This window comes from Nisaea sp., assembly GCF_965216895.1.
Classification (GTDB): Bacteria; Pseudomonadota; Alphaproteobacteria; order Thalassobaculales; family Thalassobaculaceae; genus Nisaea.
In genome coordinates, this window is record NZ_OZ244205.1 from 1,360,310 (window position 1) to 1,386,013 (window position 25,704).

General features: G+C 64.6%; 24 protein-coding genes. 9 read left to right on the forward strand and 15 right to left on the reverse strand.

What is annotated here, in order from left to right; translation table 11 throughout:
• Positions 1-21 precede the first annotated feature (21 nt).
• The 3 genes from ACOOE1_RS06560 to ACOOE1_RS06570 form a co-directional block, all read right to left on the reverse strand.
• Positions 22-987, reverse strand: coding sequence for a TAXI family TRAP transporter solute-binding subunit (locus tag ACOOE1_RS06560; protein WP_420405535.1), 966 nt, complete (start codon positions 985-987; stop codon positions 22-24).
• A gap of 388 nt (positions 988-1,375) precedes the next feature.
• Positions 1,376-1,858 (reverse strand): GNAT family N-acetyltransferase, encoded by a 483-nt coding sequence (locus ACOOE1_RS06565; protein WP_420405536.1) that lies wholly within the window; start codon positions 1,856-1,858, stop codon positions 1,376-1,378.
• Positions 1,859-1,970: 112 nt separating this feature from the next.
• Positions 1,971-2,675, reverse strand: coding sequence for a 3-oxoacid CoA-transferase subunit B (locus tag ACOOE1_RS06570; RefSeq protein WP_420405537.1), 705 nt, complete (start codon positions 2,673-2,675; stop codon positions 1,971-1,973).
• Positions 2,676-2,896: 221 nt separating this feature from the next.
• On the opposite strand from ACOOE1_RS06570, the gene ACOOE1_RS06575 reads away from it, so the two are divergent.
• The gene (locus tag ACOOE1_RS06575; RefSeq protein ID WP_420405538.1) at positions 2,897-4,102 is read left to right on the forward strand and encodes a pyridoxal-phosphate-dependent aminotransferase family protein; all 1,206 of its coding nucleotides are present in this window, start codon (positions 2,897-2,899) and stop codon (positions 4,100-4,102) included.
• A gap of 27 nt (positions 4,103-4,129) precedes the next feature.
• Here ACOOE1_RS06575 and ACOOE1_RS06580 read toward each other — a convergent pair whose 3' ends face one another.
• The gene (locus ACOOE1_RS06580; RefSeq protein ID WP_420405539.1) at positions 4,130-4,816 is read right to left on the reverse strand and encodes a 3-oxoacid CoA-transferase subunit A; all 687 of its coding nucleotides are present in this window, start codon (positions 4,814-4,816) and stop codon (positions 4,130-4,132) included.
• Between the two features lie 147 nt (positions 4,817-4,963).
• Between ACOOE1_RS06580 and ACOOE1_RS06585 the strand changes: the two genes are divergently transcribed.
• The gene (locus tag ACOOE1_RS06585; protein WP_420405540.1) at positions 4,964-6,178 is read left to right on the forward strand and encodes a pentapeptide repeat-containing protein; all 1,215 of its coding nucleotides are present in this window, start codon (positions 4,964-4,966) and stop codon (positions 6,176-6,178) included.
• A 34-nt stretch (positions 6,179-6,212) separates the two neighbouring features.
• Here ACOOE1_RS06585 and ACOOE1_RS06590 read toward each other — a convergent pair whose 3' ends face one another.
• The 5 genes from ACOOE1_RS06590 to ACOOE1_RS06610 all read right to left on the reverse strand — a co-directional run bounded on the left by ACOOE1_RS06590 (position 6,213) and on the right by ACOOE1_RS06610 (position 11,842).
• Positions 6,213-6,893 carry a hypothetical protein gene (locus ACOOE1_RS06590; RefSeq protein ID WP_420405541.1) on the reverse strand — a complete coding sequence of 227 codons (681 nt, stop codon included), beginning with the start codon at positions 6,891-6,893 and terminating at the stop codon, positions 6,213-6,215.
• A gap of 98 nt (positions 6,894-6,991) precedes the next feature.
• Positions 6,992-8,683 (reverse strand): EAL domain-containing protein, encoded by a 1,692-nt coding sequence (locus tag ACOOE1_RS06595; protein WP_420405542.1) that lies wholly within the window; start codon positions 8,681-8,683, stop codon positions 6,992-6,994.
• A 211-nt stretch (positions 8,684-8,894) separates the two neighbouring features.
• On the reverse strand, positions 8,895-9,611 hold the full coding sequence (locus ACOOE1_RS06600) for an alpha/beta fold hydrolase (protein WP_420405543.1): 717 nt from the start codon (positions 9,609-9,611) through the stop codon (positions 8,895-8,897).
• Between the two features lie 198 nt (positions 9,612-9,809).
• A complete protein-coding gene (locus ACOOE1_RS06605; RefSeq protein ID WP_420405544.1) occupies positions 9,810-10,604 on the reverse strand; it encodes a 2-keto-4-pentenoate hydratase in 795 nt (264 codons plus the stop codon).
• Positions 10,601-11,842, reverse strand: a complete 1,242-nt coding sequence (locus tag ACOOE1_RS06610) for a hydantoinase/carbamoylase family amidase (RefSeq protein WP_420405545.1) — start codon at positions 11,840-11,842, stop codon at positions 10,601-10,603. The genes ACOOE1_RS06605 and ACOOE1_RS06610 overlap by 4 nt, the downstream gene beginning before the upstream one ends.
• Before the next feature lie 179 nt (positions 11,843-12,021).
• Here ACOOE1_RS06610 and fghA point away from each other — a divergent pair, with 179 nt between their 5' ends.
• On the forward strand, positions 12,022-12,888 hold the full coding sequence (gene fghA, locus ACOOE1_RS06615) for an S-formylglutathione hydrolase (RefSeq protein ID WP_420405546.1): 867 nt from the start codon (positions 12,022-12,024) through the stop codon (positions 12,886-12,888).
• On the opposite strand, the gene ACOOE1_RS06620 is transcribed toward fghA, so the two are convergent.
• The 3 genes from ACOOE1_RS06620 to ACOOE1_RS06630 all read right to left on the reverse strand — a co-directional run bounded on the left by ACOOE1_RS06620 (position 12,870) and on the right by ACOOE1_RS06630 (position 14,312).
• Positions 12,870-13,472, reverse strand: coding sequence for a class I SAM-dependent methyltransferase (locus ACOOE1_RS06620; RefSeq protein WP_420405547.1), 603 nt, complete (start codon positions 13,470-13,472; stop codon positions 12,870-12,872). The two genes, fghA and ACOOE1_RS06620, sit on opposite strands and share 19 nt — an antisense overlap.
• The gene (locus ACOOE1_RS06625) at positions 13,462-13,833 is read right to left on the reverse strand and encodes a YigZ family protein (protein WP_420405548.1); all 372 of its coding nucleotides are present in this window, start codon (positions 13,831-13,833) and stop codon (positions 13,462-13,464) included. The genes ACOOE1_RS06620 and ACOOE1_RS06625 overlap by 11 nt, the downstream gene beginning before the upstream one ends.
• Before the next feature lie 107 nt (positions 13,834-13,940).
• Positions 13,941-14,312, reverse strand: coding sequence for a YchJ family protein (locus tag ACOOE1_RS06630; protein ID WP_420405549.1), 372 nt, complete (start codon positions 14,310-14,312; stop codon positions 13,941-13,943).
• 316 nt (positions 14,313-14,628) lie between these two features.
• On the opposite strand from ACOOE1_RS06630, the gene ACOOE1_RS06635 reads away from it, so the two are divergent.
• Entirely contained in the window at positions 14,629-17,499 is a 2,871-nt protein-coding gene (locus ACOOE1_RS06635; protein WP_420405550.1) for a DUF4347 domain-containing protein, read from the forward strand.
• Between the two features lie 214 nt (positions 17,500-17,713).
• The gene (locus ACOOE1_RS06640) at positions 17,714-18,937 is read left to right on the forward strand and encodes an MFS transporter (protein ID WP_420405551.1); all 1,224 of its coding nucleotides are present in this window, start codon (positions 17,714-17,716) and stop codon (positions 18,935-18,937) included.
• Positions 18,938-18,952: 15 nt separating this feature from the next.
• On the opposite strand, the gene ACOOE1_RS06645 is transcribed toward ACOOE1_RS06640, so the two are convergent.
• Both ACOOE1_RS06645 and ACOOE1_RS06650 read right to left on the reverse strand, forming a co-directional pair.
• Positions 18,953-19,924: an alpha/beta hydrolase fold domain-containing protein gene (locus ACOOE1_RS06645; protein ID WP_420405552.1), complete on the reverse strand. Its 972-nt coding sequence runs from the start codon at positions 19,922-19,924 to the stop codon at positions 18,953-18,955.
• An 82-nt stretch (positions 19,925-20,006) separates the two neighbouring features.
• A complete protein-coding gene (locus ACOOE1_RS06650; protein WP_420405553.1) occupies positions 20,007-21,545 on the reverse strand; it encodes an alkaline phosphatase family protein in 1,539 nt (512 codons plus the stop codon).
• A 167-nt stretch (positions 21,546-21,712) separates the two neighbouring features.
• On the opposite strand from ACOOE1_RS06650, the gene ACOOE1_RS06655 reads away from it, so the two are divergent.
• From ACOOE1_RS06655 to ACOOE1_RS06670, 4 genes are all read left to right on the forward strand, one after another.
• Positions 21,713-22,819 carry a M14 family metallopeptidase gene (locus tag ACOOE1_RS06655; RefSeq protein WP_420405554.1) on the forward strand — a complete coding sequence of 369 codons (1,107 nt, stop codon included), beginning with the start codon at positions 21,713-21,715 and terminating at the stop codon, positions 22,817-22,819.
• A 32-nt stretch (positions 22,820-22,851) separates the two neighbouring features.
• Complete coding sequence (locus tag ACOOE1_RS06660) at positions 22,852-23,268, forward strand: hypothetical protein (RefSeq protein ID WP_420405555.1); 417 nt, start codon at positions 22,852-22,854, stop codon at positions 23,266-23,268.
• A 37-nt stretch (positions 23,269-23,305) separates the two neighbouring features.
• Positions 23,306-23,806, forward strand: a complete 501-nt coding sequence (locus tag ACOOE1_RS06665; RefSeq protein ID WP_420405556.1) for a DinB family protein — start codon at positions 23,306-23,308, stop codon at positions 23,804-23,806.
• A 161-nt stretch (positions 23,807-23,967) separates the two neighbouring features.
• Entirely contained in the window at positions 23,968-24,558 is a 591-nt protein-coding gene (locus ACOOE1_RS06670; RefSeq protein ID WP_420405557.1) for a 2-hydroxychromene-2-carboxylate isomerase, read from the forward strand.
• Positions 24,559-24,684: 126 nt separating this feature from the next.
• On the opposite strand, the gene ACOOE1_RS06675 is transcribed toward ACOOE1_RS06670, so the two are convergent.
• Positions 24,685-25,581 carry an OmpA family protein gene (locus ACOOE1_RS06675; RefSeq protein ID WP_420405558.1) on the reverse strand — a complete coding sequence of 299 codons (897 nt, stop codon included), beginning with the start codon at positions 25,579-25,581 and terminating at the stop codon, positions 24,685-24,687.
• Positions 25,582-25,704: the final 123 nt, after the last annotated feature.

The window sequence follows — 25,704 nt, forward strand, 5'->3', positions numbered from 1 at the left end:
CGGTCCGCGAGAGTCAGACGCTTAGCTGGCGGCCTTGACGCCGAGCTCGTCGTAGCACTTCTTCGCCCCCGGATGGACCGGGATGGCCGCGCCGTTCAGGGCATCTTCCAGTTTTACCCGGTTCCAGACCTTCTTAACCGCCGCGAAGGTGGCGTGATTTTTCCAGAAAGACTTGCACATCTGGTAGACGGTCTCGTCCGGCAGGTCCTTGCTGACGACCATGTTGGTGACGATGCCCAGCGACGGAATGTCGGCCTCGAGGCCTTCATAGGCGTCTTTCGGGATCGAGCCGGTGATGTAGCCCGGGTTGTCGTTGATGATTTGGTCGAGCTTGCCCTGCGGCAGACCGATGAAACGGATGCCGGGGCTGTGCTGCAGCTCGATGAAGGAGGCCTGCGGCACGGAAGTCGCCGCCATGAAGACATCGATATGGCCATCTTTCATCAGGGCGACCGACTCCGTATAGCTCACGTAGTGCACGGTGCCGCCGTTTTCCTTGATCTTGGCGAAATCAAAGCCATACGCCTTCAGGATGGACTCGGCGAACGCGGTTCCGGTCCATCCGGCCTTGCCCGGGCTGATATTGGCGTTCTTCATGTCTTCAAAGGTCTTGATCGGCGAATCCGCCTTCACCGCGACCTGGAAGGTCGCCGGATAAAGCGTCGCGAAGTGCCGGATGTTCTCGTGCTTGCTGTCGAACTTCCCGCGACCGGCATAGCCGTTATACGAGGTGTGCGCGTAGGACCAGCCGATCTCCGCGTCACCGCCATCGACAGCCTTGACGTTGGAGATGCCCCCGCCGGACGTGTTCGAGGTGGCGATGCCCGGAACTTCCTCGCCGAAGACCTGCATGATTTTGGCCCCAAGCGGATACCAGGACCCGCCGGCCGGGCCGGAAACCATACGGACAAAAGTGTCGGCGTCGGCGGCAGTGCCGGCAAACGCCAAGGGTGCGGCGACAAGCGCCGCTTTCAGGACTTGTTTCATAATTCCTCCCATTTGCACGGCCTTTGCGGCCGCATTTCGCGACAACACCGCCGAAGCGGCGCGATCTCGGTCTTCATAGTCCCGAAACAAGCCTGCCGGTGCAAGCCTGCCTCGCATCTTGATTGCCTCGTTGTTGGAAACACGAGGCGGGCGATTGAGCATAAATCAACTCAAAGACATCGAAGTCACGGTCCGTGAGCCTCCGGCTCCGTCCCTTCGAGCCGGCCCAAGTCGCAGCCCGGGTCCGCCGGGTAATGCAGCACGCGAAAACCGCTCCGAAACCGCGTTTGCTTTCCGCCGTCGGCGCCCTCGACGACGCCTCCGGCGCGGCGCGTTCCGCCATTTCGACCGGCTGTTCCAATTTGCGGGCCGGCCGGGAGAGCAGTCCTCAGAGCGGTTTTTCGAGCACGATTTCCAGCGGGTCGAAGCCGCAACCGCGGCAGGCGGCGAGTGCTGCTGCATTGCGCGCAAGAGAATGGATTCTGAGGCGACGCGCGCCCTGGGCGGAGAGATGGCTCTCGATCGCACCCAGAAGTTGCTGCGCAATGTCCTTGCCGCGCCAGCGCGAGAGCACATAGATGTCGGATATGTAGCCGTGCGAGGCCAGCTCCGGAAAGTTCAGCGGGTCCTGGTCGACGGCCATCCAGCCAGCGACGAAGCCGGCGATGTCGTCGCCGACCCAGGCGATGAAAATCGCGCCGCCGCCCTCTTCCGCCGAATGGATCAGATAATCGACATGGCTCTCGGCCACCCGATCGCCCGGCAGCCGCGCCTGATGCAGGTAACGCTCGTAATTCTTCAGTTCCCGGACCAGCTCTGTCAGCCCGTCCCGGTCACTCGCGCGGGCCGGCAAGATCTCCACTTCATCCATGATTCAGGCACGCCCCCGGAATTGGAGCCGACGCCACGCGGCGTTCGGCACCGAAGTGAAACCGTGGAAGCCAAGGGAGTCAACCGAAGCGCACATACGGGACGATCTAGAGCTAGACCGCCGGCGCCGCCAGAACCCTGCAATCCGGCGCCAGGGAGAGTTTCGGCTCGGTCAGTTCCTGCAGCGCCTCAAGCGTCATGCCCTCGACCATCTCCCGGACCACCAGTCCCTCATCCGTTATGTCGATGACGGCGAGGTCGGTGAAGACCTTGGTAACGACTTTCTGCGCGGTGAGCGGATAGCTGCATTTTTCGACGAGCTTCGGATCGCCCTTGCGGGTGACGTGATCGGTCAAGACCCAAACCTGCTTCGCCCCCGCCGCAAGATCCATCGCACCGCCGACCCCCGGCGGAAATTTCGGATTTTCGGTGGTCCAGTTTGCAAGGTCGCCCGCAACGGAGACTTCGAAGGCTCCGAGCAGCGCGAAGTCGATATGCCCGCCCCGGATCATCACGAAGGCATCGGAATGGACGAAGAAGGAACCGCCCGGAACCAGAGTGATCGGGTCCTTCGATGCATTGATCAGTTCAGGGTCTTCCTTGCCGGGCTCGGGCGCCGGACCGACACCGAGGATGCCGTTTTCACTATGCAAAACGATCTCACGATCGACAGGCATGAAGTTGGCGCAGGTGGTCGGCAGACCGATCCCGAGATTGACGAAACTTCCATCGGGAATCTCGTTCGCGGCACGCCAAGCGACTTGATTCCGCGTCAATTTTTTGACCGCCTCGTCCCGGGCCTCAGCTTCAAGTGCCATGACGGCGCTCCAGATTGGTTCGATTTCGGCACTCATAATAACGGCAAACGTTTGATTTTGAAGTATTGCCGCTTCGCGCGGAGAAACTTATAACTCGATCCGCATATCCCCGATATGCGGGATTCTTCGCGGACTAACCAACGAAAATCGCGGATTGCGCCACTTCCCGGGAAAGGACCGTTCCGCCCGAGAGCAGGTGTAACGGAACTGGGAGTACCCTTATGTCTTACAGCGTTCATCGCGGCCGGCACCTTCTGAACACTCCGGGCCCGACCAATGTGCCCGAACGCGTGCTGCGAGCCATGGTCCGCAATCCGATGGACCTGAGCGATCCGGTACCCCTGGCAGTCATCGAATCCTGCTTTCAGGACCTGAAGAAGATCTTCCGGACCGAGCACGAGATCTTCATGTACGCGTCCAACGGGCACGGTGCCTGGGAGGCCGCGCTCGTCAATACCATGTCGCCCGGCGACCTGCTGCTTGTGCCGGAGCTCGGCAACTTCTCGACAGGCTGGGGCGAGATGGCCGAAGCGCTGCAGCTGCGCACAGAGACCATCAAGGGCGACTGGCGTCAGGCGATCGACCCGGCCAAGATCCGCGACCGGCTCGCCGCCGACAGGAACCACGAGATCAAGGGCCTCCTGATCGTCCAGACCGACACCGCGACCAGCGTAACCTGCGACATCGCCGCCATCCGCAAGGCGATCGACGAGGCCGGCCACCCCGCCCTGCTGCTGGTCGACACCATCCCGACTCTCGGTGTGACCGATTTCCGTATGGACGAATGGGGCGTGGACGTCGCCGTTTGCGCGTCGCAGAAAGGCCTAATGATGCCGCCGGGCCTCGGCTTCATCGCGGCTTCGCCGACGGCGCTTGAGAGGCATAAGAAAGCGACGTCGCAGCGCCGATACTGGGACTGGTCGCTGCGCCTCGCGTCCGAAAGCTACCGAACCTTCTGCGGTACCAGCCCGCAGAGCCAGCTCTACGGCCTGCGCGCGGCTCTGGACATGCTGCTTGAGGAAGGCCTGGAGAACGTCTTCGCCCGTCACAAGCGCCTGGCCGAGGCGACCCGGCGCTGCGTCACACATTGGAGCAAGGCCGGCGCAATGGAACTGAATGCGGTCAACCCGCACGAGCGCGCGGACGGCGTCACCACGATCCTGCTGAAGGAAGGCATTGACGGAAACGAGATCCGCAATGTCTGCCGAGACGAAATGCAATGCGCCCTCGGCGGCGGTCTCAGGAACCTCAACGGCCGGGCTTTCCGCATCGGCCATATGGGCGACATCAACGAACCGATGCTCTACGGGGCACTGGCGACGGTCGAGGCGACGCTGGCCTATCTTGACATTCCGCACGAGTCCGGCGGTGTCACCCGGGCGATCGATTATCTTGTCGGCGAGCGGAAGAAGCACCGGGACGCCTGATCCCGAAGTCGATGCTTCAGGCCGGCGTCACGCCGCGGAGGCGGCCTCCGCCGGAACGTGGAGAACACGGTCCACGAAAATGCTCGGCGTCACGATGGCTTCCGGATTCATCTGGCCGAGTTCCACAATGTTCCGCGCCTCGACGATGGTCAGTTCGGCGGCCATCGCCATGACCGGACCGAAATTCCGTGCGGACTTGTTGTAGGTCAGGTTCCCCCAACGGTCGGCGGACTCCGCCTCGACCAGCGCAACGTCGCCCCTGAGCGGATATTCCAGCACGTATTCGCGCCCGTCGATTTCCCGAACCTCCTTGCCTTCCGCAAGCCGCGTACCGACCCCTGTCGGGGTATAGAAGGCGCCGATACCGGCGCCGGCCGCACGCATGCGCTCGCTGAGCGTACCCTGCGGCACCAGTTCGAGCTCGATCTTTCCAGCCGCGTAGAGTTCGTCGAACGCGATCGATCCCGCCGAACGCGGATAGGAACAGACAATTCGGCGCACCCGACCTTCGCGGAGCAAGGCGGCGAGGCCCTTGTCCCCGGTTCCTGCATTGTTCGACACCACGGTCAGGTCGCGCGATCCCTCGTCGAGCAGGGCATGGATAAGGTCCGTCGGAACACCTGCATTCCCGAAACCCGAGATCAACACCGTGCTTCCGTCCCCGATCCCCTGCACGGCTTCCGCACGGGACCGGACGATCTTGTCAATCGCCACGACCGACCCTCTCCTGTTGAAATCAACGAGTACCGGGCGTCTTTATGACGTCGGACCGGCGCGGCGTCCAGAGAGCTTTCGATGGGGAGTCGAGGCGTCGCAACCGGCGCAGTCTTTAACCAAACATTAAATCTGTTCCCATATTGTATGCTTATGGGCACCCTGCAATACATCTCCAAAGAGGCGCTGGAGCACGCACTTCACCAGCACAAGCTATGGCTGGATGATCCTGCCGCCGGCAGACCGGCGGACCTCTCGGAGACCAATCTCTTCGGGAGCGATCTCCGCCATCTTAAACTCCAGAATGCTCTCATGCGCGGCGCAAATCTGCAGGGCGCCAACCTGGAAGGCGCGGACCTGTCGGGAGCGGATCTCTCCGGCGCCGACCTGATGTCGGCAAATCTCCGCGGCGCAAAGCTGGAGAAGACGAATTTCAGCCAAGCGATCATAGCGTCGGTCGATTTCACCGACGCCGACATGCGCGGCGCAAACCTGACCCGCACGCGAGGCCGTGTCGCCGAGACAACCTGGTCCGGCATCGAAACGGAGGTGGCCCCTCTCAATCTCTCCCACGCCCGCCTGCATCACGCAAACATGGAGCGCGCCGACCTCTCAGGCGCGATTCTCGAGGACGCGGATCTCTCCGGCGCCAATCTGGAGCGGACCAATCTTTCCCATGCGCGGCTCTGCGGAGCGACATTGCGCAATGCCAAGCTTGTCGGAGCCGCCCTGGATGCCGCTGATCTCAGCCGCTCGGTTGCGACAGGCGCGGATCTCAGCGGCGCGATCCTGACCGGCGCGCTTCTCCGCGGCGCCAACATGATCGGAGCGCGGATCAAGAATACAGATCTCTCCGGCGTCGACATGTCCGCGGTCCGGCTGCACGGCGCCATGGATCCGGTCTCGGTGGAACTGCACCGGCGCCTGATCGAGCACGATTTCTGGGTAACCACGGGCGGCGCCCGCGGCGCCCGGGCCGATCTCGACGGCGCCAATCTGGACAATGCCGACCTGCGGAACCTCAATCTGAGCGGCGCGCAGATGCGCGGCGTCAGCTTCAGGGGCGCGCAATTCAATGGCTCGATGCTGATCCTGGCCGATCTTTCGAATTCGGATTTCGAGATGGCGAGCCTGCGGGGATGTAACCTCTCCGGCGCCAGTCTGTGGGGCTGCAACCTGCGCGGCGCCGATCTGACCGATGCAGTGATCCAGCCGGCGCCGATCAGTTCGAGCGACGGAAACTCGGCCGGAAGGGTGCGAAAGACGAACCTGCGCGCCGCCAATCTTGAGAACGCCCTGCTCAGTCCCCTCGACCCGGAGCTCGTGCTGCTGGACGACCCCCAGCCCCGGGCTGCGAGCTGACCGTTGCCGACGTTCTAGAGCGAACCGGGAGGACTCATTCGGGCGGTTGTGCGGACCGCACCCGGTGACGAAGTTCTGTAACAGTCACGTGCGACACGCACTTCAGAGGCAGCAGGCTACCAAGCCCCATCCGCAGGGTGTGCTCGATCTTGTCCTTCGAATAACGCACGACCGGATCGCTTATCGCGATTACGAGGGCGGACGATAGGGCTTGCTGGATTTTCGGCCGATTGGCCAGGATCAGATCCACCACTTCGTCTTCATAGACATGGATATGGACACGGCCGACACATTCGAACTTGTCGATCGTCGGATCTCCCGTGCTTGGCGTCGCGATGATCTCGTCCGGGAACGGAAGAGCCTGTGTCGCGTTGGCGATGGCGACCATCCTCAGGCGCAGGACATGCGCGATCACGGACATGCCGGCAAATACGCCGGTGACACGCATGATACCCATGTAGTTCGCAGCCGCGAAGATCGGTGTATCCCACGCGAGTTCGGAAGCGAAATTCAGCAGATAGATGCCAAGCGCCAGAAGCATACTGACCGAAGACAGTATTGCCGTCGCGACCGTCGCCAGCCAAAGGAAATAGGTGAAATCGACCCCCTCGAACCGCAACGTCGCTGCAGGCGATTCGGCCGCTGCCTTTGACGGCGCGGCCGTAGTTGCGGCTTCGGCGGGTTTGGCGGCCGGTTTCTGATCGTCTTCGGACACTACCAGGCTTCCACAGCACGCGGCAGGCGGATCCGCGCCATAATTAGAGAGTGAGACCTATCAATCCGCTTTGGACAGAGATGTGCATCTAACGCGCTTTAGACCAGTATGGCCATATCCTGCTCAAGCTGCGCCGCATACGGATTCTTTTCCGCAAGACGGCGCGCCGCGGCATCCGGATCCAGCGGCCGGTCAAACAGAAAACCTTGCGCCAGCTTGCAGCCATACGCACGGATCTCGCTCAGTTGGGCATGGGTCTCGATCCCCTCTGCAATAGAAACCGCCCCCATGGCCGCGGTCATCGCGGTGATCGCCTGAACGATTGCCTTGCTGCCCTTGCTCGTTTCCATGGTCTGCACAAAGGACTTATCGATCTTTACCACACTGACCGGCAAGTCGGTAATGTGGACGAGCGAGGAATATCCGGTCCCGAAATCGTCGACCGCCGTCGTCAGGCCCATCGCGACCAGTTGCTCGAACAGTGTCCTGGCGGCGCGCATGTCGGCCACAATACTCGTTTCGGTGAGTTCGCATTCCAGCGCGCTCGGCGAAAGGTCCGCTTTGAGCAACAGGTCCTTCAAGAAAGGGACCACCCGGTTTTCCCGGACGTCGTCGGCACCGATATTGAACGCAATCGGGACGGTCCTCAGTCCGGCTGACTGCCACTCCTTGATCTGCGAGACCAGCCTTTCCAGGACGATGAAGGTGAGTTCGGACGCTATTCCGGCCTGCCGCGCGACCGGGAAGAAGTCATTCGGTCCGACCGAGCCCCGCTTCGGGTGATTCCAGCGCAGCAAGGCTTCCAGGCCCATGATCTCGCCGGAATCACAATCGACCTTCGGCTGATACGCCAACCAGAATTCTTCCGGTCGCTCTGAGATCGCACGCCTCAAATCGTGCTCAACGACCAGATCATGGACGGCCTTGCGATGGGTTTCGTCGCGATAGATTTCAATACTGCCCATGGCTTTCTGCATCGCGGCGTTGAGGGCAAACCTCGCCTTGCGCACAATATCCTCGGGGTCCAGGTCCGGATCGTTGATGCGGCTTACCCCGAAATGCGGAACGATCCGGGCTGCGTTCTCGCTTGGCGAATAACTGACCTCGACACAGGCCCGCAATCCCTCGATGATCTCGCCGAACTCGTCCGCCGCGCTCTTGACCGCCGCAACGATCCCGATTGTCGAATCATCCAGCAGCGCGACTTCGGAAACCGCATCGAGCCGCCGAAGCCGGTCGCCCGCCTCACGAACGATCCGAGCCCGCGTCGCCTCGCCGAGCGTACCGGCGAAAAACCCGAGACGCCCGAGCGATATTGCGATGACCATCTCCGATCCGTCGGCGGCAAAGTCACCGCCCTGAAGACGTTGGCCGATCCGGCTGCAGAAACCGAGGAGATTGGGGAGCCTCGTCGCCGGATCGTTGAACGCGGCCCAGACCAGTTTCTCTTCCAGCGCAACGCGGCTGCGCCGGTCCCGGAGAATGAGGAGGAAGCATATCCTCCCGCCGCACTGGACCTCCGACACCCGCGCCTCAACGAGCATTCCCACACCGTCGGCACGGCGCCCGTTGATCTCGACGACGTCTTTGTTCCCGCTCTCCAGCAATGTTTCGCAGTCGGAAAAATAGTTTCGGAACGGCGTCCCGATGACACGCATCGCTCCAAGCCCGACCATCTCGGTACCGCTGTTGTTAACCGCAACAACGAGACCATTGGAATCCAGGAGAAAGGCGCCATCGTGAAGCGCGTCAAAAGCCTCGAACTGCTCGGCTATATTCATCTTGGTCATGAACGGGTCCAGCGGCCAGATCAGGTTCGGGCACAGCGCCCCGAATGCTCGGGAAGTGCAGTGGTTTCATGGGCGTAGGATGGTATTTCCGAGGAAACTAAGATTCCGTAAACGCAATGAGTTAGGATCTTCTCCGCCCTGAGATCCGCAGATCCTGGGGAAACAGGCCATTCAGGCGCATGGACTTCGGGCGGGCGCGACTCCCTTGCACTCACGCCTGACGCCCGGCCACCTGAAATAGCGAGGCAAGCTCGTTCGGCATGTCAACCATGATGTCGTGCCCGCACGGCATTTCGCTCACGGTCCAGCCCGGAGCCCCTGTCAGCCTCTCGACGCAGGCATCGAATTGCGGCGCCTTGTAGCCTGCGGCGCGAATGTAATATTTCGGGGAAATGGCCTCGACCGCACCGCTCAGGTGCACGCGCTGGGTAAAGCAGGCGATCGGAAAATTCGTGCATTTCGCATCGACCCATGCCTGGTCGGCCTCGTTGACGCGGAACGAGGCGGCCGGCGTCGGCGGCATCCACCATCCCTCCCCGACCGTGCGGACCTGCTCATAGGCGAGCTTGACCCGATCGGGCGGCCGGGAATCCATGGCGCATTCCCCGTCGGCCGGAACGAAGGCATCGACATAGACCAGTGCCTTGACCCGCGCGCTCTGCCGGTCGGCGGCCCCGGTGATGACCATCCCGCCATAGGAGTGCCCGCAGAGCACCACGTCCTCGAGATCCTCCCATTCGAGAAGGTTCGCGATGTCGAGGATATGGGTCTGCAGATTGACTGTCGGCGACAGCAGATGAGAGCGCTCGGCGAGTCCCGTCAGGGTCGGGGTGAAAACGTCGTGTCCACCGGCGCGGAGACGGTCCGCGACCCGGCGCCAGCACCATCCGCCGTGCCACGCTCCATGAACGAGAACGAATGTCGTCATCTGATTTGCGTCCCGAATCCGCGCCCTGCTCCGGCAGGTCAGGTAGGCCTCGAACAAGTACACTCAGATGGTGACACCGCGAAATGTGCAGCACAAGGGCCCCGAAGGCTTGGCTCGATCTTCCCCGAAACGAATTCAAGCCGCGCAGCGCGCGCCGCGCCGTCGATGGCGAATCGTCCCTGCTGACGGTACGGCGGCTCAGATGAAACTGACCTCGACCCGTCCGAGGTCGCCAAGATCCGCCACACATCGTGCCGGCGCATCGAAGTGAACGGTCTTCACGACACTGCCGAGGAGCACGAACTCACCGGCGCGCAGCGGGCGCTCCTGCGCCTGACGCAAATTCGCCAGCCAGGCCAGCGCTTCGAAGGGATGGCCGAGAATGTCGGCACCGATCCCGGAGCCTGACTCCTCCCCGTTGATATAGAGCGTCCCGGAAACGGCTTCGAGATCCAGACCGTCCCAGTTCAGGACCGGTGCGCCGAGGACGGCGCCGGAATTGAAGAAATTGTCCGCGACCAGCATCGGCGCCGGGAGCGAGGGATAATCCACGTACCGGTCGTCCACCAGTTCGACCGCCGGCAGCACCGCTTCGACATATCCGCCGACATTGCCGCGATCGAAGAGGCCATCGCCGGCGAGGTCGTGGGACAGCAAGGCACCGATCTCCACTTCGATCCCGATCCGGTGGTAGAGGTCGATCTGGACATCGGCCTGCTCGTGGAACTCCATCGTCGCGAAGACTTCGCCGGCGCAGGGCTGGTCGATTTTCAAGTAGTCCTGCATCACCTTCGTCGTGCAGCCGATCTTGTGCCCGACGACCGGCCCGAACCCCGCCTGGGTCAGATGCGCATTGAGGCGATGCTGAAGCGCGTATCCGTCTTCGACCGTCTGCGGCATGAGCGCGTCGGGCAGCCTTGCGGTCGGTCCGCCTCCGAGGCGCGCGGCCGCAAGCCACTCCACCGCCTCGTTGGTATGATCTGTTCCGCTCATGATCCGTCCTTCCGGGCCGCTTTCAGGATGGACGCCGCAGCGTCCGCCAGAACCTGGCAGCCGGCGACGATGTCTTCCTCGTGGCTGTCTTCCGCGAAATCGTGGCTGATCCCGCCGATCGACGGGATGAAGAGCATCGCACAGGGCAACGCCCCGGTCAGGACCATCGGGTCGTGCCCGGCAGCGCTCGGCATCCGCCGCCATTTTCCCGGCGAGGTCTTCTCCGCCGCGGCCGCAAGATGCTCCTGGAAGCCTTCGTCCATGTCGGACGGGCGGACCGGGGTGCGGTTGCGTTCCGCGGACGCCTTCACCCGCCCCTCCGCGTTGATCTCCGCGACGATGCCCTGAACGATCTCCTCGAACCTGTCGAGCAGCGCGTCCTCGCTGTCGCGGAACTGCAGGGTCAGCTCCGCATAGCCCGGCACGATGGAGGCCGCGCCGGGTTCGACCGAAACCCGGCCGATGGTCCAGACCGTCGTCGGCTTGGCGTGTTTCGGGAACTCCTCGTGGATCCGGTTCGCCGCCCTGAAGAGCGCGGTCGCCGCATCCTTCCGTCGGGCCATCGTGGTGGTTCCCGCATGGTTCTGCTCGCCTTCGAAGCGCAGGGTCATGCCGCGGATGCCGACGATGGAGGTCACCACGCCGATCTGCTCTCCGGCCTCCTCCAGCCAGGCGCCCTGCTCGATATGCGCCTCGAGATAGCCGACATAGCGCCCCTCTTCCATCCGCGCCCGCGGCACATCGGTGAGGCCCGCCGCCTTCAGCGCGTCGGTCAGCTTCACCCCGTCGCGGTCGGTCGCCTTCGCCTCGACCTCCGGATCGGCGACGCCGATCCATGAGCGCGACCCGATGCAGCCGTAGAACCGGCTCTCCTCGTCCTGCCAGGACGCCACATCCACGGCGAGATCGGAGGTCTCCGGATCCTCGGCAAGCGCCCGCGCGACCTCGAGTCCGTAGATCACGCCGAGCGCACCGTCGAGCCAGCCGCCGCGCGGCTGGGTGTCCGAATGGGAGCCGACGATCAGCGCCGGGCCGTTCTTCGTCGAGCGCCCGATCACGTTCGCCACCCCGTCGAGCACGGTGTCGAGCCCCGCATCCTCGAAACGCTGCTTCAGCCAGCGCCGGGCTTCGAGATCCTTTTCGCTGAGGGCCGGTCTGACGACCCCGGTCTCGACGGCACCGATCGCGCGCAGGTCCTTCAGGTCTTTCAGGAGGCGTTTGGCATTGATCTTAGGCATGGGGGTCCCTCTGTTCCGGATGAGCCCGCATCCTAATGATCTAAGCCGTCGCGCATAACCCCGATAACCCGAAAGGGACCTTTCATGGCCTGCCGGCGCCATGAAACATGGGAACGTTTATCGCGTCCCGGGCTTGGTGTAGCTTCCCCCGCGACGGACAGCGAACGGGAGGGACCGAGATGAGCGCACCGAGCCTGACGACAGTCTCCGAAGCCAAGGCTTTCGGCGGCAAACAGATCGTCTATGCGCACCCCTCGAGCGAGACCGGCACGGAAATGCGCTTCGCCGCCTATCTGCCGCCGCAGGCCGACAAGGCGGACGTTCCGCTGCTCTGGTTCCTCTCCGGCCTGACCTGCACGGAGGAGAACTTCACCGTGAAGGCCGGCGCCCAGCGCGTCGCGGCCGAGCTCGGGATCGCCCTGATCGCACCCGATACCAGCCCGCGCGGCGACGAGGTGCCGGACGATCCGGACGGCGCCTACGATTTCGGCAAGGGCGCGGGCTTCTATGTCGACGCCACCGAGGCGCCCTGGTCGGCGCATTACCGGATGCGCAGCTATATCGAACGGGAACTGCCGGCCGTCGCCGGACAGGCGCTGCCGCTCGACATGACCCGGCAGGCGATCACCGGTCATTCCATGGGCGGGCACGGCGCCCTTACCCTGGCGCTGCGCAACCCGGAGCGGTTCAGGAGCGTCTCCGCCATCGCGCCGATCTGCTCCCCCATGCACTGCCCCTGGGGCGAGAAGGCCCTGACCGGCTATATCGGTCCGAACACCGCGAAGTGGCGGGAATACGACGCCTGCGCCCTGATCGAGGACGGCGCGCGCGTGCCCGAAATCCTCGTCGACCAGGGCCTCGCCGACGGTTTCCTCGCGGAGCAGCTGAAGCCGGAACTGCTGGAGGCCGCCTGCGACGGCACGGACATCCGGCTCCTCGTCCGGCGCCAGGAAGGATACGATCACTCCTATTACTTCATCGCCAGCTTCATCGAGGACCACATGCGCTGGCACGCCGAGCGCCTCGGTCAGCCGGGGACCCGGTAGCGGTAGATGTTGGCGTGCATCGCCTCGCCGACCACTTCCGTCTCCTCCGCCTCCCAGCCCGGCAGCGCGAAGGCGTTGGCGATCACCACCGCCCCCGGCCGGAGATCGGCGGCGAGCTTGCGCTCGAGCGCCCGCATCGGCGCGACCATCAGGTAGCAGAGCAGCAGGTCCGCCTCACGGAGATCCGCCTTCAGGAAATCCCCCCGGCGGATCTCGAGATTGCGCCGGGGCTGGATGAGCCGGCGGAGATGGCACACCATCCAGGGCAGCGGCGAGAGCTCGATCGCGACCACCCGCGCCTCCGGGAACCGGCCGGCCAGTTCGAAGGCGATGCCGCCCCAGCCCGCGCCGAGCTCGTAAATCGTCTTCGGCCGCGCCTCCGCCGGGATCAGCCGGAACATCGCCTTGCGGGCGAAGGGGTTGGACGGCATCGGCGGCACGCCGGTCCGGACCGTGTACCAGAGGATCGAGAGCGCGCCAGCGAGCAGCAGCGCGAACAAAGCCGCCTCGAAGGCGCCGTGCTGCAGCAGTTCCTCGAGCAGCCCGCCGAGCGACGGCGCCGCGCTGCCGGTTTCAGCGGTCATTTTCGGAGCCCGCACGCAGGTCGTCGAGATAGATCCGGACCGCGTTCTGCACATGGCGGAAGCGGTCGCCGCCGAGATGCTTGCCGCCGAACCAGCGCGTCACCACGACGACATGGTCCCGCAGCCCTTCCCGCGCCAGCATGCGCAGGATCACCATCCCCGCCCCCGCCTCGCCGTCGTCGTTCTTCGTCGCGCCGCCGGCCGAGAGCAACGCCCAGGTGTTATGGGTGGCCTTGGCGAATTTCTTCTTGCGGCAGAGCGTCCGGATGAAGGCCTTCGCCTCCGCCTCGGAGGCGCAGGGCCCGCCCGAGACCGCATATTTCGATCCGCGATCGCTGATGATGTTGTCGAGAATGCGCATGGCAGAGGCTTAGAGGCATCCGGAGCGTCCGGCAAGGTGCCGGGCGGCAAGGGTCTGGGCGGGCAAGATGCCGGGCGGCAAGGTTCCGGGGCCCGCACGCCCCCGGGTCAGTCGATCATGCCGTCGATATAGACCCAGCCCGCGCCCTCCCGGCGGAACCGGCTGGTCTCTGTCATCCGGCCCGTCTGCGCTCCCGAGCGCCAGGTCGCGGTGAAGCGGACAATGGCGGTGTCGGGCCCGGTCGCCTCGTGCCGCTCGATTTCCAGCCCGGTCCAGACCTGTGCCGGGTCGAGCGCCAGCGTCAACGGCCGCGTCTCCGCCGCCCAGCTCTTCTGCAGGTAGGCCGTCATTCCGCGCGCGAAGGCGGAATAGCGCGAGCGCATCAGCTCCTCGGCGTCGCGCGCCGGCGTGCCGGAATGCAAGCGGCCGCAGCAGGCGAGATAGGTTTTGCCGCTGCCGCAGGGACATGGTTCGAACAATTTTATCTCCGGAGATAAAGGTGCTTCGGGCGGTTGGGATGGTTGCTGCATCTTGTATCGCTCTCTGTGTCGGCCGGCAGCGTTCGACCGTTGCGGAGGCGAAAACAGCCCACCGTTTCGAATTACAATTTTTCCAATTTTTCCACTCACCTTCCAATTGGAAATTCGAAATTCCAAAGTTTCCGAAAATGACGGCTGAATTTCTTATCTAAGTGATGGATTAAAAGGAAAGTAATTGCCCGTCCGCGGGAAATTTTCACAGCCTCGACAATCAATGGACGGTCGGATGATGATTTGCAGGCCGGACGCTATGACAATGGATCGAGGCTATGTGACGGACGCGGGGCCAGAGCGGCTCTCGACAACCAGCTTCCACACGACACAATACTTGCCCGTACAACCGCTCCTGATCGTGATGGACTCCCGGGTTCCGGCTGCGGACGAGATCCTGGATGCGGCGACCGGCCCGGCGCGCGTCGTACGGATCGATCCCGAACAGGATGGCCTAGCCCGGCTTGTGGCGGCAGTGCACGCAGCACCGGGCCGGCGACTTGTTGTGATCTGCCATGGGACGTCGGGGGCGCTGATCCTCGGCGACCGGCCGCTGACCGGGGACAGTCTGCGGGCGCGCCGGCACGCTCTGGCCACGATGGGGCATGCACTCGCCGGTGCTGCGATCGAGCTCTATGCCTGCTCGGTCGCTGAGGGAGAGGCCGGCCAGGCTTTCGTGACGATGCTGGAGCGGATGACCGGCTGCCCTGTGGCCGCTGCCAGCAGGCCGGTTGGCGGCTCGGCGCTTGGCGGGTCCTGGAGCCTCGACGTCGGCCGTCCTGTGCCACGTCCCGCACTGAACGCAGCAGCCCTTGCCGGCCTGCCGGTCCTGCTCACCGAGTGGGACGCCGGGACAGGCGACTGGAACGTTGGCGGCAACTGGGATTCCGGCGTGCCCGGCGCTTCCGATTCTGCCCTTATCGGCAACGGTGGCACGGCGCAGCTGACCGGAGCAGCGCCCGCGATCTCTTATTTCTATATCGGGAACGGGGCCGGAAGCAGCGGGACGTTGCAGGTCACCGGCGGCGGGACGCTGACGGCCAATGGCGGGCAATCTTATCTCGGCACCACTTCTGGCAGCACGGGGGCACTGCTCGTCGACGGCGCGGGCTCGACCGTGAATACCGGCAGTCAAAATCTGCTTGTCGGAAATTCGGGGATCGGGACCCTTACCGTTACGGACGGCGGCTCGGTCACCGTCGGCGGCACGTTTTATACCGGTCTCTTCACCGGCAGCACCGGCACACTGAACATTGGCAATGGCGGCGCCGCGGGCATCGTGAACGCCACGGAGGTCCGGGGCGGGACCGGCACCGCGACCGTCAATTTCAATCACACGGACACCGATTACGTCTTTAGCAGCGACGGGACCGCGAGCGGAACGGGCGTCGCCATCACCGGCTCCGCTTCGGTAAACCTGACCGGGACCGGGACCACCACCCTGGGCGCGGCCAATACCTTTTCGGGTGGCACGACGGTCTCGAACGGGACCCTGAAGCTCTCGGGCGGCAGCGCGCTGTCGAACAGTGGCAGCGTGTCCGTCTCCGCCGGCGCGACCCTGGATCTGGACGGCACCACGGAGACTATCGGCACCCTGTCCGGTGCCGGCACCGTGTCCATCGGGTCCGGGGCGCTGACGGTCAATCAGGGATCCAGCGGCACCTTCTCCGGCGCGATCACGGGGACGGGCAGCCTGACCAAAACCGGCAGCGGCACGCTGACGCTGTCCGGCACCAACACCTACACGGGCACCACGACAGTCTCCAACGGCACCCTGCAACTCTCCGGCGGCAACGCTCTCGATGATGACGGCACCGTCAATGTCGCCGCCGGGGCGACCCTGGATCTGAACGGCACCACCGAGACCATCGGCGCCCTCACCGGTTCCGGTACCGTGGAAGTGGGCGCCGGTTCCCTCTCCTTCTCCGACCCCGGCTCCAACACGTTTTCGGGGACCCTGAGCGGAAGCAGCATCTATTCCATCGCTTCCGGCGTGACCCTCAAGGGGACCGGCACCTACAGCATGCCGGTCACTATCCTGTCAGGCGGCACCATCGCCCCCGGCAACAGTCCGGGCACGATCTCGACCGGCAATCTCACCCTCTCCAGCGGCTCTACCGCGACGATGGAGATCGACGGCACCACCGCCGGAACCCAGCATGACCAGGTCTCCGTCACCGGGACCGTCACCATCAATTCGGCGACCCTGAACACGGTATTTGGCTACACATCGACGACCGGCGACACTTATGTGCTGATCAGCAATGACGGGGCCGATGCCGTGACCGGCAGCTTCAGTGGCCTTGCGGAAGGGGCGACCTTCATCAGCGGCACCCGCCAGTACCAGATCAGCTATGCCGGCGGCGACGGCAATGACGTGACGCTGCAGGACCTCGGTGCGAAGCCGGCGGACTCCGGCAGCGGTAGCGGCGATGCGAACGCGGCGAGTTCCGGTGATGACGTGCTGAGTGGTACGAGCGGAGCCGATACGCTTTCGGGACTGGCCGGCAGCGACGTGATGTATGGCGGCAATGGTACTGACCTGCTTTACGGCAACCAGGGCGCGGACACGCTCTGGGGGCAGGGTGACGCGGACACGCTCTATGGCGGCCAGGGCGGGGACATCCTCTATGGCAACCAGGGGGCGGACATCGTCTGCGGCAACCGGGGGAGCGACACGCTCCATGGCGGTCAGGGCAACGATACACTGGTCGGAGGGCAGGAGGATGACCAGCTCTGGGGCAATCTCGGCGCCGACCTCATCTACGGCAACCAGGGCGGGGACACGCTCTCCGGTGGCCATGGTGCCGACACGCTCTATGGCGGGCAGGGTGACGATACGCTGGTTGGCGGGACCGGAGACGATGTCCTGACCGGTGGGCTTGGGGCCGACCAGTTCAGCTTCGAGACGGCGGAGGGTAACGACATCATATACAGCTTCACTGCCGGCGAGGACCGGATCGCTGTTGCCGACGGAATCAACGGCACGGCAGTCACCACGACGCAGGACATGCTTGCTCGGGTTGCCGACAATGCCGACGGTGATGCGGTCATTGACTTCGGAGCCGGTAACTCGGTCACCCTGATCGGCGTGCGCGCTGATGCACTCTCCAGCGCCGACTTCATGATCTTCTAAGGGGCAAGAACGGGGCAATGAGGGAAGTTCGATAAACAGCACCGAGGAACGAACGACCACTCCCCAGCGAAGGCCGACAACGCAATGCCGCCTCTCCGGTACCCGCTTTCCACCGCAAACCCACTTCTCCATAACCGCATCAAATATTTCCTCCACCTCCCCCTTCCCCGCGATATCCTGCCCCCTCACACGGCCCCCTACCTCAGGATCCCCCATGTCGCTTTCCGAGCGCCTCACCGGCGTCACCCTCAGGGAAAACATTCCGATCACGCTGGTCGGGCTCGGCCACGGTGCGATCCACTGGACGGCCGCGACCTTCTACCTGCTGCTGCCGCCGCTCGCGCTGGCCCTCGACCTCAGCTACACCGAGGCGGGCGCGCTGGTCAGCGTGTTCCATGTCAGCTCCTTCGTCTCGAACTTCTTCAGCGGGCCGCTGATCGACATTTCCGGGCGCAAGGTGCTGTTCCAGATCCTCTCCGTCGCGATCGGCGCCCTCGCCCTGGCGGCGATGGGGCTGGCCGGCACCTTCCTCGCCATCGCGGGGCTGGTCACGGTGATCGGCGTCACCGGCAATCTCTGGCACCCGCCGGCGATCTCCTTCCTCTCCAGCCGCTATCCGAAGAACCGCGGCTACGCGCTCTCGATCCACGGCCTCGGCGCCAGCACCGGCGACACCGTCGCCCCGCTCGCGGCCGGCGCGCTGATCGCGGCGCTCGGCTGGCAGCAGGCGGCGGAAGTGTCGGCCCTGCCCGTGCTCGCGGTCGCCGCGATCCTCGCCCTCGGCCTGCTGCGCTACGAGACCGTGCGGCCGAAGACCGGCGCGGGACACGGCGTCGGCCTCGCGGAATATCTGGACGGGATCAAGATCGTCATCGCCAACCGCGCGATCCTCGGCCTCTGCCTGATGAGCGGCTTCCGCTCGATGACGCAGTCGGGCTTGCTCGCCTTCCTGCCGCTCTATCTCGCGCACGACATGGGCTCCGGCCCGGTGACGATCGGCATCGCCATGGCGGCGATGCAGATCGGCGGGGTGATCGCGACGCCGGTGGCGGGCGTCTGGTCGGACCGGGCGGGGCGGCGCACCGTGGTGCTGGCCGGGCTCAGCGCCTCGACGCTGATCATCGCCAGCCTCACCTTCCTCGGCAGCGAGACCGCCTTCATCGCCGGGATCTCGCTGCTCGGCTTCGTGCTCTATGCCGTGCGCCCGGTGGTGCACAGCTGGATGATGGACCTGACGCCGGAGCATCTCGGCGGGTCGGCGACCAGCCTGATGTTCGGCACGCAGAGCGGCTTCTCGATGCTGATCCCGCTGCTCGGCGGCATGCTGGCGGACGCCTTCGGCCTGGTCTCGGTGTTCTACCTGCTGGCAGGCTCGATCCTGGCGACCAACCTGATCACGCTCCGCCTGCCGAAGGACCGGGCGGCGGCGGAGGCCTAGGACCGGGGGCCGGCCTCAGCCGAGCCCCAGATTGCGCCGGATCGCCGAGGTCGCGTCGTCGATCAGCTCGTGCGCCTGGTCGACCATGCGGGTCAGGTTGATGAAGGCGTGGCAGACGCCCGGATAGAGCTTGTACTCGACCGGCACGCCCGCCGCCTCCATGCGCGCCTTCATGTGGATGGAATCGTCGCGCAGCGGGTCGAGCCCGGCGGGATAGAGCTGGGTCGGCGGCAGGCCCCCCAGATCCGCCCGGAGCGGGCAGGCATAGGGGTTGTCGGCATCGGCCGCGTCCTTCAGGTAATGGTTCCAGTACCAGCGCATGGAGGCGGTGGAGAGTCCGAAACTGCCGTCGCCGAAGAGCGTGTGGGACTCGTCCTCGAGGTCCCGGTCGTAGCAGCCGTAGAACAGGGTCAGGGATTTGACCGGACTGTCGCCCCGGTCGCGCAGCGAGAGGGCCGCGCCGAGCGCGAGATTGGCCCCCGCGCTGTCGCCGCCGACCGCGAGGCGCGCGGGATCGAGCCCCCAGGCGGCGCCGTGCGCGCTCAGATGGTCGATCGCGGCGACGCAATCCTCGAGCGGCACCGGGAACTTGTGCTCCGGCGCGAGGCGGTAATCGACCGCCGCAACGGCGCACCCGCTCCTGAGCGCGAGATAGCGCATGGCGCGATGATGGGTCTCGAGCGAGCCGACGACCCAGCCGCCGCCGTGGAAATAGACCAGGACCGGCGCCAGGCGCGGCACGTCCGGATAGAGCAGGCGGACCCGGATTGGGCCGTGCGGTCCCGCGATCGTCTCCTCGCGGACCTCCGCCATCTCGGGGAGTTCCCGGTTCCACCAGGCCCGCTCGGCCTCCATCCGGGCGCGGGCTTCCGGCGGGCTCGGGTCGGGCGGGATGGGGCCCAGATTCTCTTCCTCGGCGATCTCGACCATGCGCTCGATGGCCTTCGCCATCTGCGGGTCGATGGAATAATTGTCGGTCTCGCTCATGTTGCTCCCCGGAATACCGCCCGTTTCCGCGGCAGCTTATCAGCGCGGCGAGAGCCCGGCCAAGCGGTCCCGCGGAACCGCTTCAGTAGCGATCCGCGAAGGATCTCTCCGCGGGCCCGTCGCCGGTCAGCTCGATCCCGGTCAGCGTGCGGTCGCTCATCGCCTGGCGCCAGGAGAGCATTTCCCGCGCCGCGGCCAGTTCCTCCGCCGCATAGGCGGGGTCGCCCGAGAGATTGACCAGTTCGCCCGGATCCGTCTCGAGATCAAAGAGCAGCGGCGGCAGGGCGGCGAAATGGACGTATTTGAAACGCTCGCCGCGATGCACGGCGAGCTGGCACTGGTCGAGCTTGAGGCCGAGCGCGGCCTCCGGCCTGCCGCTGACGACCTCGCGGAAGTCGAACTCCCAGTGCGCCGCCCGGCGCCAGTCCGCGGGCTCCTCGCCCCGGAGGAACGGCAGCAGCGAGCGGCCGTCATATTGCAGCGGAATATCGATCCCGCTCCATTCGGCCAGCGTCGGCGCGATGTCGACGGATTCGGTGAACTTGCCGACCCGGCCCCCGCGCGGCCCGTCCGGCGCCCGCACGATCAGCGGAATGTGATAGCTGCCCTCGAAATAGCCGAGCTTCCCGAAGAGATGGTGCTCGCCCATCATCTCGCCATGGTCGCTGGTCAGCACGATCAGCGTGTTCTCGTAGGCGCCCGCCGCCTTCAGCCCGGCGATCATCCGGCCGAGCTGGGCGTCGACCTCGGCGATCATGCCGTAATAGACCGCGCGCACCGCCCGGATCTCGGCGTCGCTCCAGTCGGTCACCGGCCGGTCGCCGCCGCCGGGGACGAAGGATTTCGATTTCACCTCGCCGAGGACATAGCGGACGAAGGGGTGCAGCGCGCCCTCCTGCTCCGGCGAGCCCGCCCGCACGGGCAGGTCCACGAGCTCGTCCGGCACCATCGAATTGTACGGTTCCGGCACCGAAAAGGGCGGGTGCGGGCGGATGAAGGAGAGATGCGCGAACCAGGGCGTTCCGCTGTCCTGGCGCCCGACGAAATCAAGGAAACGTTCGGTGATGTAGCCGGTTTCCGTGTGCTCCGCCGTGAAGCGCGGGATCAGGTCCGCGCGTTTGAACGGCCTCGGGACCGTGCCGTAGACCCCGCCGAGCCCGTCCGAGACGTCCTCTCCCTGCGCCTCCAGCCATTGCAGCCAGTCCGCCGCCGGCTCGTCGAAGCGGGCAAGGCGCTCGAATCCCGGCAGCACCTCCTCGTAGGTCTTCAGGCGCGGGTCGTCCGGCGCCAGGGACCGCGGATCGAAACTCTGGTCGGTATAGCCGAACAGCACCGGTCCGTAGCCGGCGCGCCGCCCCTCCAGCGCGATATTCGTGAACCGTGCATCGAGCGGCGTGCCGTTGCGGCAGACCCGGTGATTCATCTGGTAGAGCCCGGTATAGAGCGAGGCGCGCGCCGGCGAGCAGGGCGCGGCCTGGCAGTAATGCCGCTCGAACAGCACGCCGTCGGCGGCGAGCGCGTCGATGTTCGGCGTCCGCACCGCGGGATGGCCGAGCGCCGAGAGACAGTCGGCGCGCCACTGGTCGGCGGTGATGACGAGGATGTTTCCGGGAAGGGGCATGGGGCAGCAGGCTCCGCGCGCGACGGGATAAGGACGAGACCGGCGGAACGCTCCCACCTTGTTCCGATCCGCTCAACAGAAAATTCCGTTACGGAAGTGGTGGTTGCCTCCGGTCTCCTGTTAATCTTCGCGGCGGTTACCCCTCCCCGTTACCCGGACCCGACCGAATGAGCATTCTCGAGTTTATCGATCACGCCTTCTCCAAGGACTATGCCGAAGCCCGCACGCGGTTCCTTGACGCCGCGAAGCGCGAGGGCGCCGACGTCGCCACCTATCTGAATCCGAACAGGGGTCCGAACGGCGAGGAGCTCGCCTGCGATGCCGCCTGGGTCGGCCCGAAGGATGCCAAGAAGGTGCTGGTGACGATCTCGGCGACGCACGGCGTCGAGGGTTTCTGCGGCTCCGGTGCGCAGATCGACTGGTTCCTGTCCGGCGCGCGCCAGGGGCTCGGCGACGGCATGGCGGCGCTGCATATCCACGCGCTGAACCCGCACGGTTTCGCCTGGCTCCGCCGCGTCACCGAGGAAGGCTGCGACCTCAACCGCAATTACATCGACTTCTCGAAGCCGGTGCCGGAGAATCCGGGCCATGACGAGCTGGTCGACGCCCTCGTCCCGCCCTCCCTCGACGACGCGACATTGAAGGCGGCCGAGGAGAAGATCGCCGCCTTCCGCGCCGAACATGGCGAAAAGGCATTCCAGTCCGCACGCAAGGCCGGACAGTATAAGCATTCCCACAGCATGTTCTTCGGCGGCTTCGGCCCCTCCTGGGCGCGCCAGACGCTGGAGAAGGTCATCGCGGAATTCACGCTCGCCAACCGCTCCCTCGTGGCCGTGATCGACTACCATACCGGGCTCGGCCCGTTCGGCTATGGCGAGCCGATCTGCGCGCACCTGCCCGGCAGCAAGGGCATGCAACGCGTGGTCGAGATGTATGGCGATTCCGTCGGCGTGCCGGAACTCGGCACCTCCTCCTCGATCCCGCTGCACGGCACCTCGCGCGAACTCTGGAATGCCAGGCTCGGCGACGGCTACACCTATGTCGCGCTGGAATACGGCACCTACAGCACCGACCGCGGCCGCATCGCGTTGCGCGAGGATCACTGGCTGCACAACCAGGGCACGGTCGACTGGAACGATCCGGAGACCCGGCGAATCAAGGAGCAGATCCGCAACCATTACTCCCCGCAGATGGCCGACTGGTACGAGATGGTTCTCTGGCGCTCCCGCCAGATCATCCGCCAGACGATGGCGGGGCTCGACAGGTACGGCTGACCGGTGCAGGCCGAGATCCAAGGTAGAGGTATATGACCGACACTGGCGGGCATATCGAGATCTCCTACCTGGAAACTGCGCGCATTACGCATGTCAAGGTCGTGGGCCGTTTCAATCTCGACTCGGTTCTCGCGCAGATGGAGTGCGGCCACTCTTATGCCGAGCTTCCGGATTTTCGCGGCTTTCTCTGGGACTGGCGAGAAGCCGACCTGAGCACCGTGACGATAGAGACATTTCGGACGGTGTGGGACCGGCAGAGTGACATCGGCTTCACCGGAAACTGGCGTGTGGCCGCCCTCACGAGAAGCGATAACGCACGGCTGATTCTCAAGCTCTGGGAATCCGTCGGAACGCACTTTTCCCCGCGGGAAAGAAGGCTCTTTACCTCGATGGATCAGGCCATCGCCTGGCTCTCGGGCGAAACGTCTGCCGGCGACGACGCTTTGTGACAATATGCCGGAGGCAGACAGCGATGGAGACCGGTCAATGAGCGAGCTGCCCGACCATTTCCGCACCTTGGCCCGCTACAATCGGCGGGCCAACGAAGTGCTGTACGACGCCTGCGCCAAGCTGCCGGACACCGAGCTGAAGAAGCGTCGCCCGGTCTATTTCAGCTCCATCCACGGCACCCTGAACCATATCCTGCTCGGAGACCGGATCTGGATCACCAGGTTCGAGGGCGGTGTGCATCCCTCGACCAACCTCGACGCCATCCTGCATGAGGACTTCGCGAATCTGCGCGCCGCGCGGACCCGGATGGACGATCGCATCGAGCGCTTCTTCGCTGCGGTGACGGCCGGGGATCTCGACGCCGCCTACCGGTATACCAACAACCAGGGCCTCGATGTCACCGACCGCGCTCCCATCGCCTTTCCACATTTCTTCAACCACCAGACCCACCATCGCGGCCAGGTCCACGCGCTGCTGTCGCAGACAGAGGTGCCGCCGCCGTCACTGGATCTGCACCGGCTGCTGAATCCGCTCTGAGGCGCACGGCAGACGGACATTCCCGCCGATTCCTGATAGATTGATGGCTTCCGGGAGACTCTGCCTTGCCGAGCCTGATGCTTCGGACAGTCCGTCAACGGCGTTCCGGGGCAATGGTGCGACGCCGCTTGCAGGCCAATTAACAGAATGGAGGCTGCGAAATGGCCACCGTCGACTTCTGGTACTCCATCGGTAGCACCTACAGCTATCTCAGCGTGATGCGCCTGCCCGACGTCGCACGGCGCACGGGGTGTGAGTTCCGATGGCGCCCGTTCAATGTCCGCCACGTGATGATCGAGCAGAACAACATTCCCTTCAAAGACAAACCGGTGAAGGCCGCATATATGTGGCGCGACATCGAGCGGCGGGCGCGGACCTACGGCCTTTCGCCGCTGATCCCGGCCCCCTATCCGCTTCCCGGACTGGTGCTGGCCAACCAGGTCGCCGTGCTCGGCGCCGAAGAAGGCTGGGTCGAAAACTATACCCGGTCGACATACCGACGCTGGTTCGAGCAGGGTCTTGCAGCCGGCGAAGATCCCAATCTGTCGGAAAGCATCGCGGAGGCCGGGCAGGATCCCGTACGTGTTCTCGAAACAGCCGGATCAGGAAGCATAGAGACCGCTCTTGCGGAGTCCACCGAGGAGGCCATGGCGCTCGGCATATTCGGGTCCCCGACCTTCGCCGTTCGGGGCGAGATCTTCTGGGGCGACGATCGACTCGACGATGCCGTTGCATGGGCCCAGTCTGCATGATGCGCGCCGCCGTCCGAGGCCGTCACGAAACCCGGGCAGGCGCGTGCACCGCTGCGTCCCGCACACGCCGCATCAAAAAGAAAGGCCGCCCGGAGGCGGCCTTTCCGTCGGGATTTGGAAGTCCGACTAGCGGATGATCTCGATCTTCACCCGGCGGTTTTCCGGGTTCTTTACACCGTCTTCGGTCTTCACGAGGTTGTTGTTCTCGCCATAGACCTTGATCTCGGCAAGACCGGCGATCTTCTTGATCGAGCGGATGTCGAGCGCCCCCAGAACCGCTTTCGCGCGGCGGTCGGCGAGCTTCATGTTGTAGCTCGCGGGTCCAGCCCGGTCTGTGTAGCCCGAAAGGATCACGGTGCTCGCCTTCATCTCGTCGATCGCCATGCCGGCTTCGGCGATGATCGCGCTGGCCGCACCGGTGATCCCGGCGGAATCGAAGTCGAAATTGACCGTGTAGGTCGCCGCCATACGCGCGGCCGCCTTCGGGGCCGGGGCCGGAGCGGCAGCGGGAGCAGCGGCGGCAGCCGGAGCAAGGGCGGACTGCACCGATTTCATCGCCGCCATGTAGTCCGCCTTGCAGGCCGCGATATCGTCAGGCTGAAAATTCTCTTCCTGCTCCTGCATCCAGCAATCGAAGCTGGACTGCGCAAGAGCGGCCATCACGGAAGCCTTCTCGGTCGCCGAAGCCGCGAGAGCCTCATTGAGTTCGCGGCGAGCCTGGGCAAGTTCGCCCTTATGCGCGGCCGGCAGATCACGTTCTTCCAGGGCTTCCGGCGCCGGCGGCGTACCGTTGGCCGACTGCATCGCCCGGATCGCGAAGGTGTCCGAATCGAAATAGTCGCCCTCAAGGAACTCGAGCTCGGACAGCCGCATGTAGTCCTTGTAGAGGGCCATGCTGAAGTCGGTTCCCTTGGGCTCAACCATACGTGCTTTTTGGAGTTCCATTCCGGCGCAACCGGACAGAAGTACCGCGCCGCACACCACGGCCAGTACTTTAAGTTTCGGGTTTTGAAGGCTTTTCATGCTTCTCCCCTCCTCGGTGGCTTCTTGCATGACGTGAAGAGTCCCGAAGGACTCATAGCGCAACCGCCCCTATGAGCAATGTTTTTTCGCACATTGGACGATGAACGAACATTTTGTCAGAAA

Bases quoted from the DNA above. Each gene is read 5' to 3' on its own strand.
- ACOOE1_RS06665 (WP_420405556.1), top strand. From the start codon at position 23,306: ATGAGCGAGCTGCCCGACCATTTCCGCACCTTGGCCCGCTACAATCGG.
- ACOOE1_RS06610 (WP_420405545.1), bottom strand. From the start codon at position 11,842: ATGCCTAAGATCAATGCCAAACGCCTCCTGAAAGACCTGAAGGACCTG.
- ACOOE1_RS06675 (WP_420405558.1), bottom strand. From the start codon at position 25,581: ATGAAAAGCCTTCAAAACCCGAAACTTAAAGTACTGGCCGTGGTGTGC.
- ACOOE1_RS06560 (WP_420405535.1), bottom strand. From the start codon at position 987: ATGAAACAAGTCCTGAAAGCGGCGCTTGTCGCCGCACCCTTGGCGTTT.
- ACOOE1_RS06620 (WP_420405547.1), bottom strand. From the start codon at position 13,472: ATGACCGCTGAAACCGGCAGCGCGGCGCCGTCGCTCGGCGGGCTGCTC.
- ACOOE1_RS06570 (WP_420405537.1), bottom strand. From the start codon at position 2,675: ATGGCACTTGAAGCTGAGGCCCGGGACGAGGCGGTCAAAAAATTGACG.
- ACOOE1_RS06565 (WP_420405536.1), bottom strand. From the start codon at position 1,858: ATGGATGAAGTGGAGATCTTGCCGGCCCGCGCGAGTGACCGGGACGGG.
- ACOOE1_RS06635 (WP_420405550.1), top strand. From the start codon at position 14,629: ATGGATCGAGGCTATGTGACGGACGCGGGGCCAGAGCGGCTCTCGACA.
- ACOOE1_RS06605 (WP_420405544.1), bottom strand. From the start codon at position 10,604: ATGAGCGGAACAGATCATACCAACGAGGCGGTGGAGTGGCTTGCGGCC.
- ACOOE1_RS06645 (WP_420405552.1), bottom strand. From the start codon at position 19,924: ATGAGCGAGACCGACAATTATTCCATCGACCCGCAGATGGCGAAGGCC.
- ACOOE1_RS06575 (WP_420405538.1), top strand. From the start codon at position 2,897: ATGTCTTACAGCGTTCATCGCGGCCGGCACCTTCTGAACACTCCGGGC.
- ACOOE1_RS06600 (WP_420405543.1), bottom strand. From the start codon at position 9,611: ATGACGACATTCGTTCTCGTTCATGGAGCGTGGCACGGCGGATGGTGC.
- ACOOE1_RS06625 (WP_420405548.1), bottom strand. From the start codon at position 13,833: ATGCGCATTCTCGACAACATCATCAGCGATCGCGGATCGAAATATGCG.
- fghA (WP_420405546.1), top strand. From the start codon at position 12,022: ATGAGCGCACCGAGCCTGACGACAGTCTCCGAAGCCAAGGCTTTCGGC.
- ACOOE1_RS06595 (WP_420405542.1), bottom strand. From the start codon at position 8,683: ATGACCAAGATGAATATAGCCGAGCAGTTCGAGGCTTTTGACGCGCTT.
- ACOOE1_RS06650 (WP_420405553.1), bottom strand. From the start codon at position 21,545: ATGCCCCTTCCCGGAAACATCCTCGTCATCACCGCCGACCAGTGGCGC.
- ACOOE1_RS06585 (WP_420405540.1), top strand. From the start codon at position 4,964: ATGCTTATGGGCACCCTGCAATACATCTCCAAAGAGGCGCTGGAGCAC.
- ACOOE1_RS06655 (WP_420405554.1), top strand. From the start codon at position 21,713: ATGAGCATTCTCGAGTTTATCGATCACGCCTTCTCCAAGGACTATGCC.
- ACOOE1_RS06640 (WP_420405551.1), top strand. From the start codon at position 17,714: ATGTCGCTTTCCGAGCGCCTCACCGGCGTCACCCTCAGGGAAAACATT.
- ACOOE1_RS06670 (WP_420405557.1), top strand. From the start codon at position 23,968: ATGGCCACCGTCGACTTCTGGTACTCCATCGGTAGCACCTACAGCTAT.
- ACOOE1_RS06660 (WP_420405555.1), top strand. From the start codon at position 22,852: ATGACCGACACTGGCGGGCATATCGAGATCTCCTACCTGGAAACTGCG.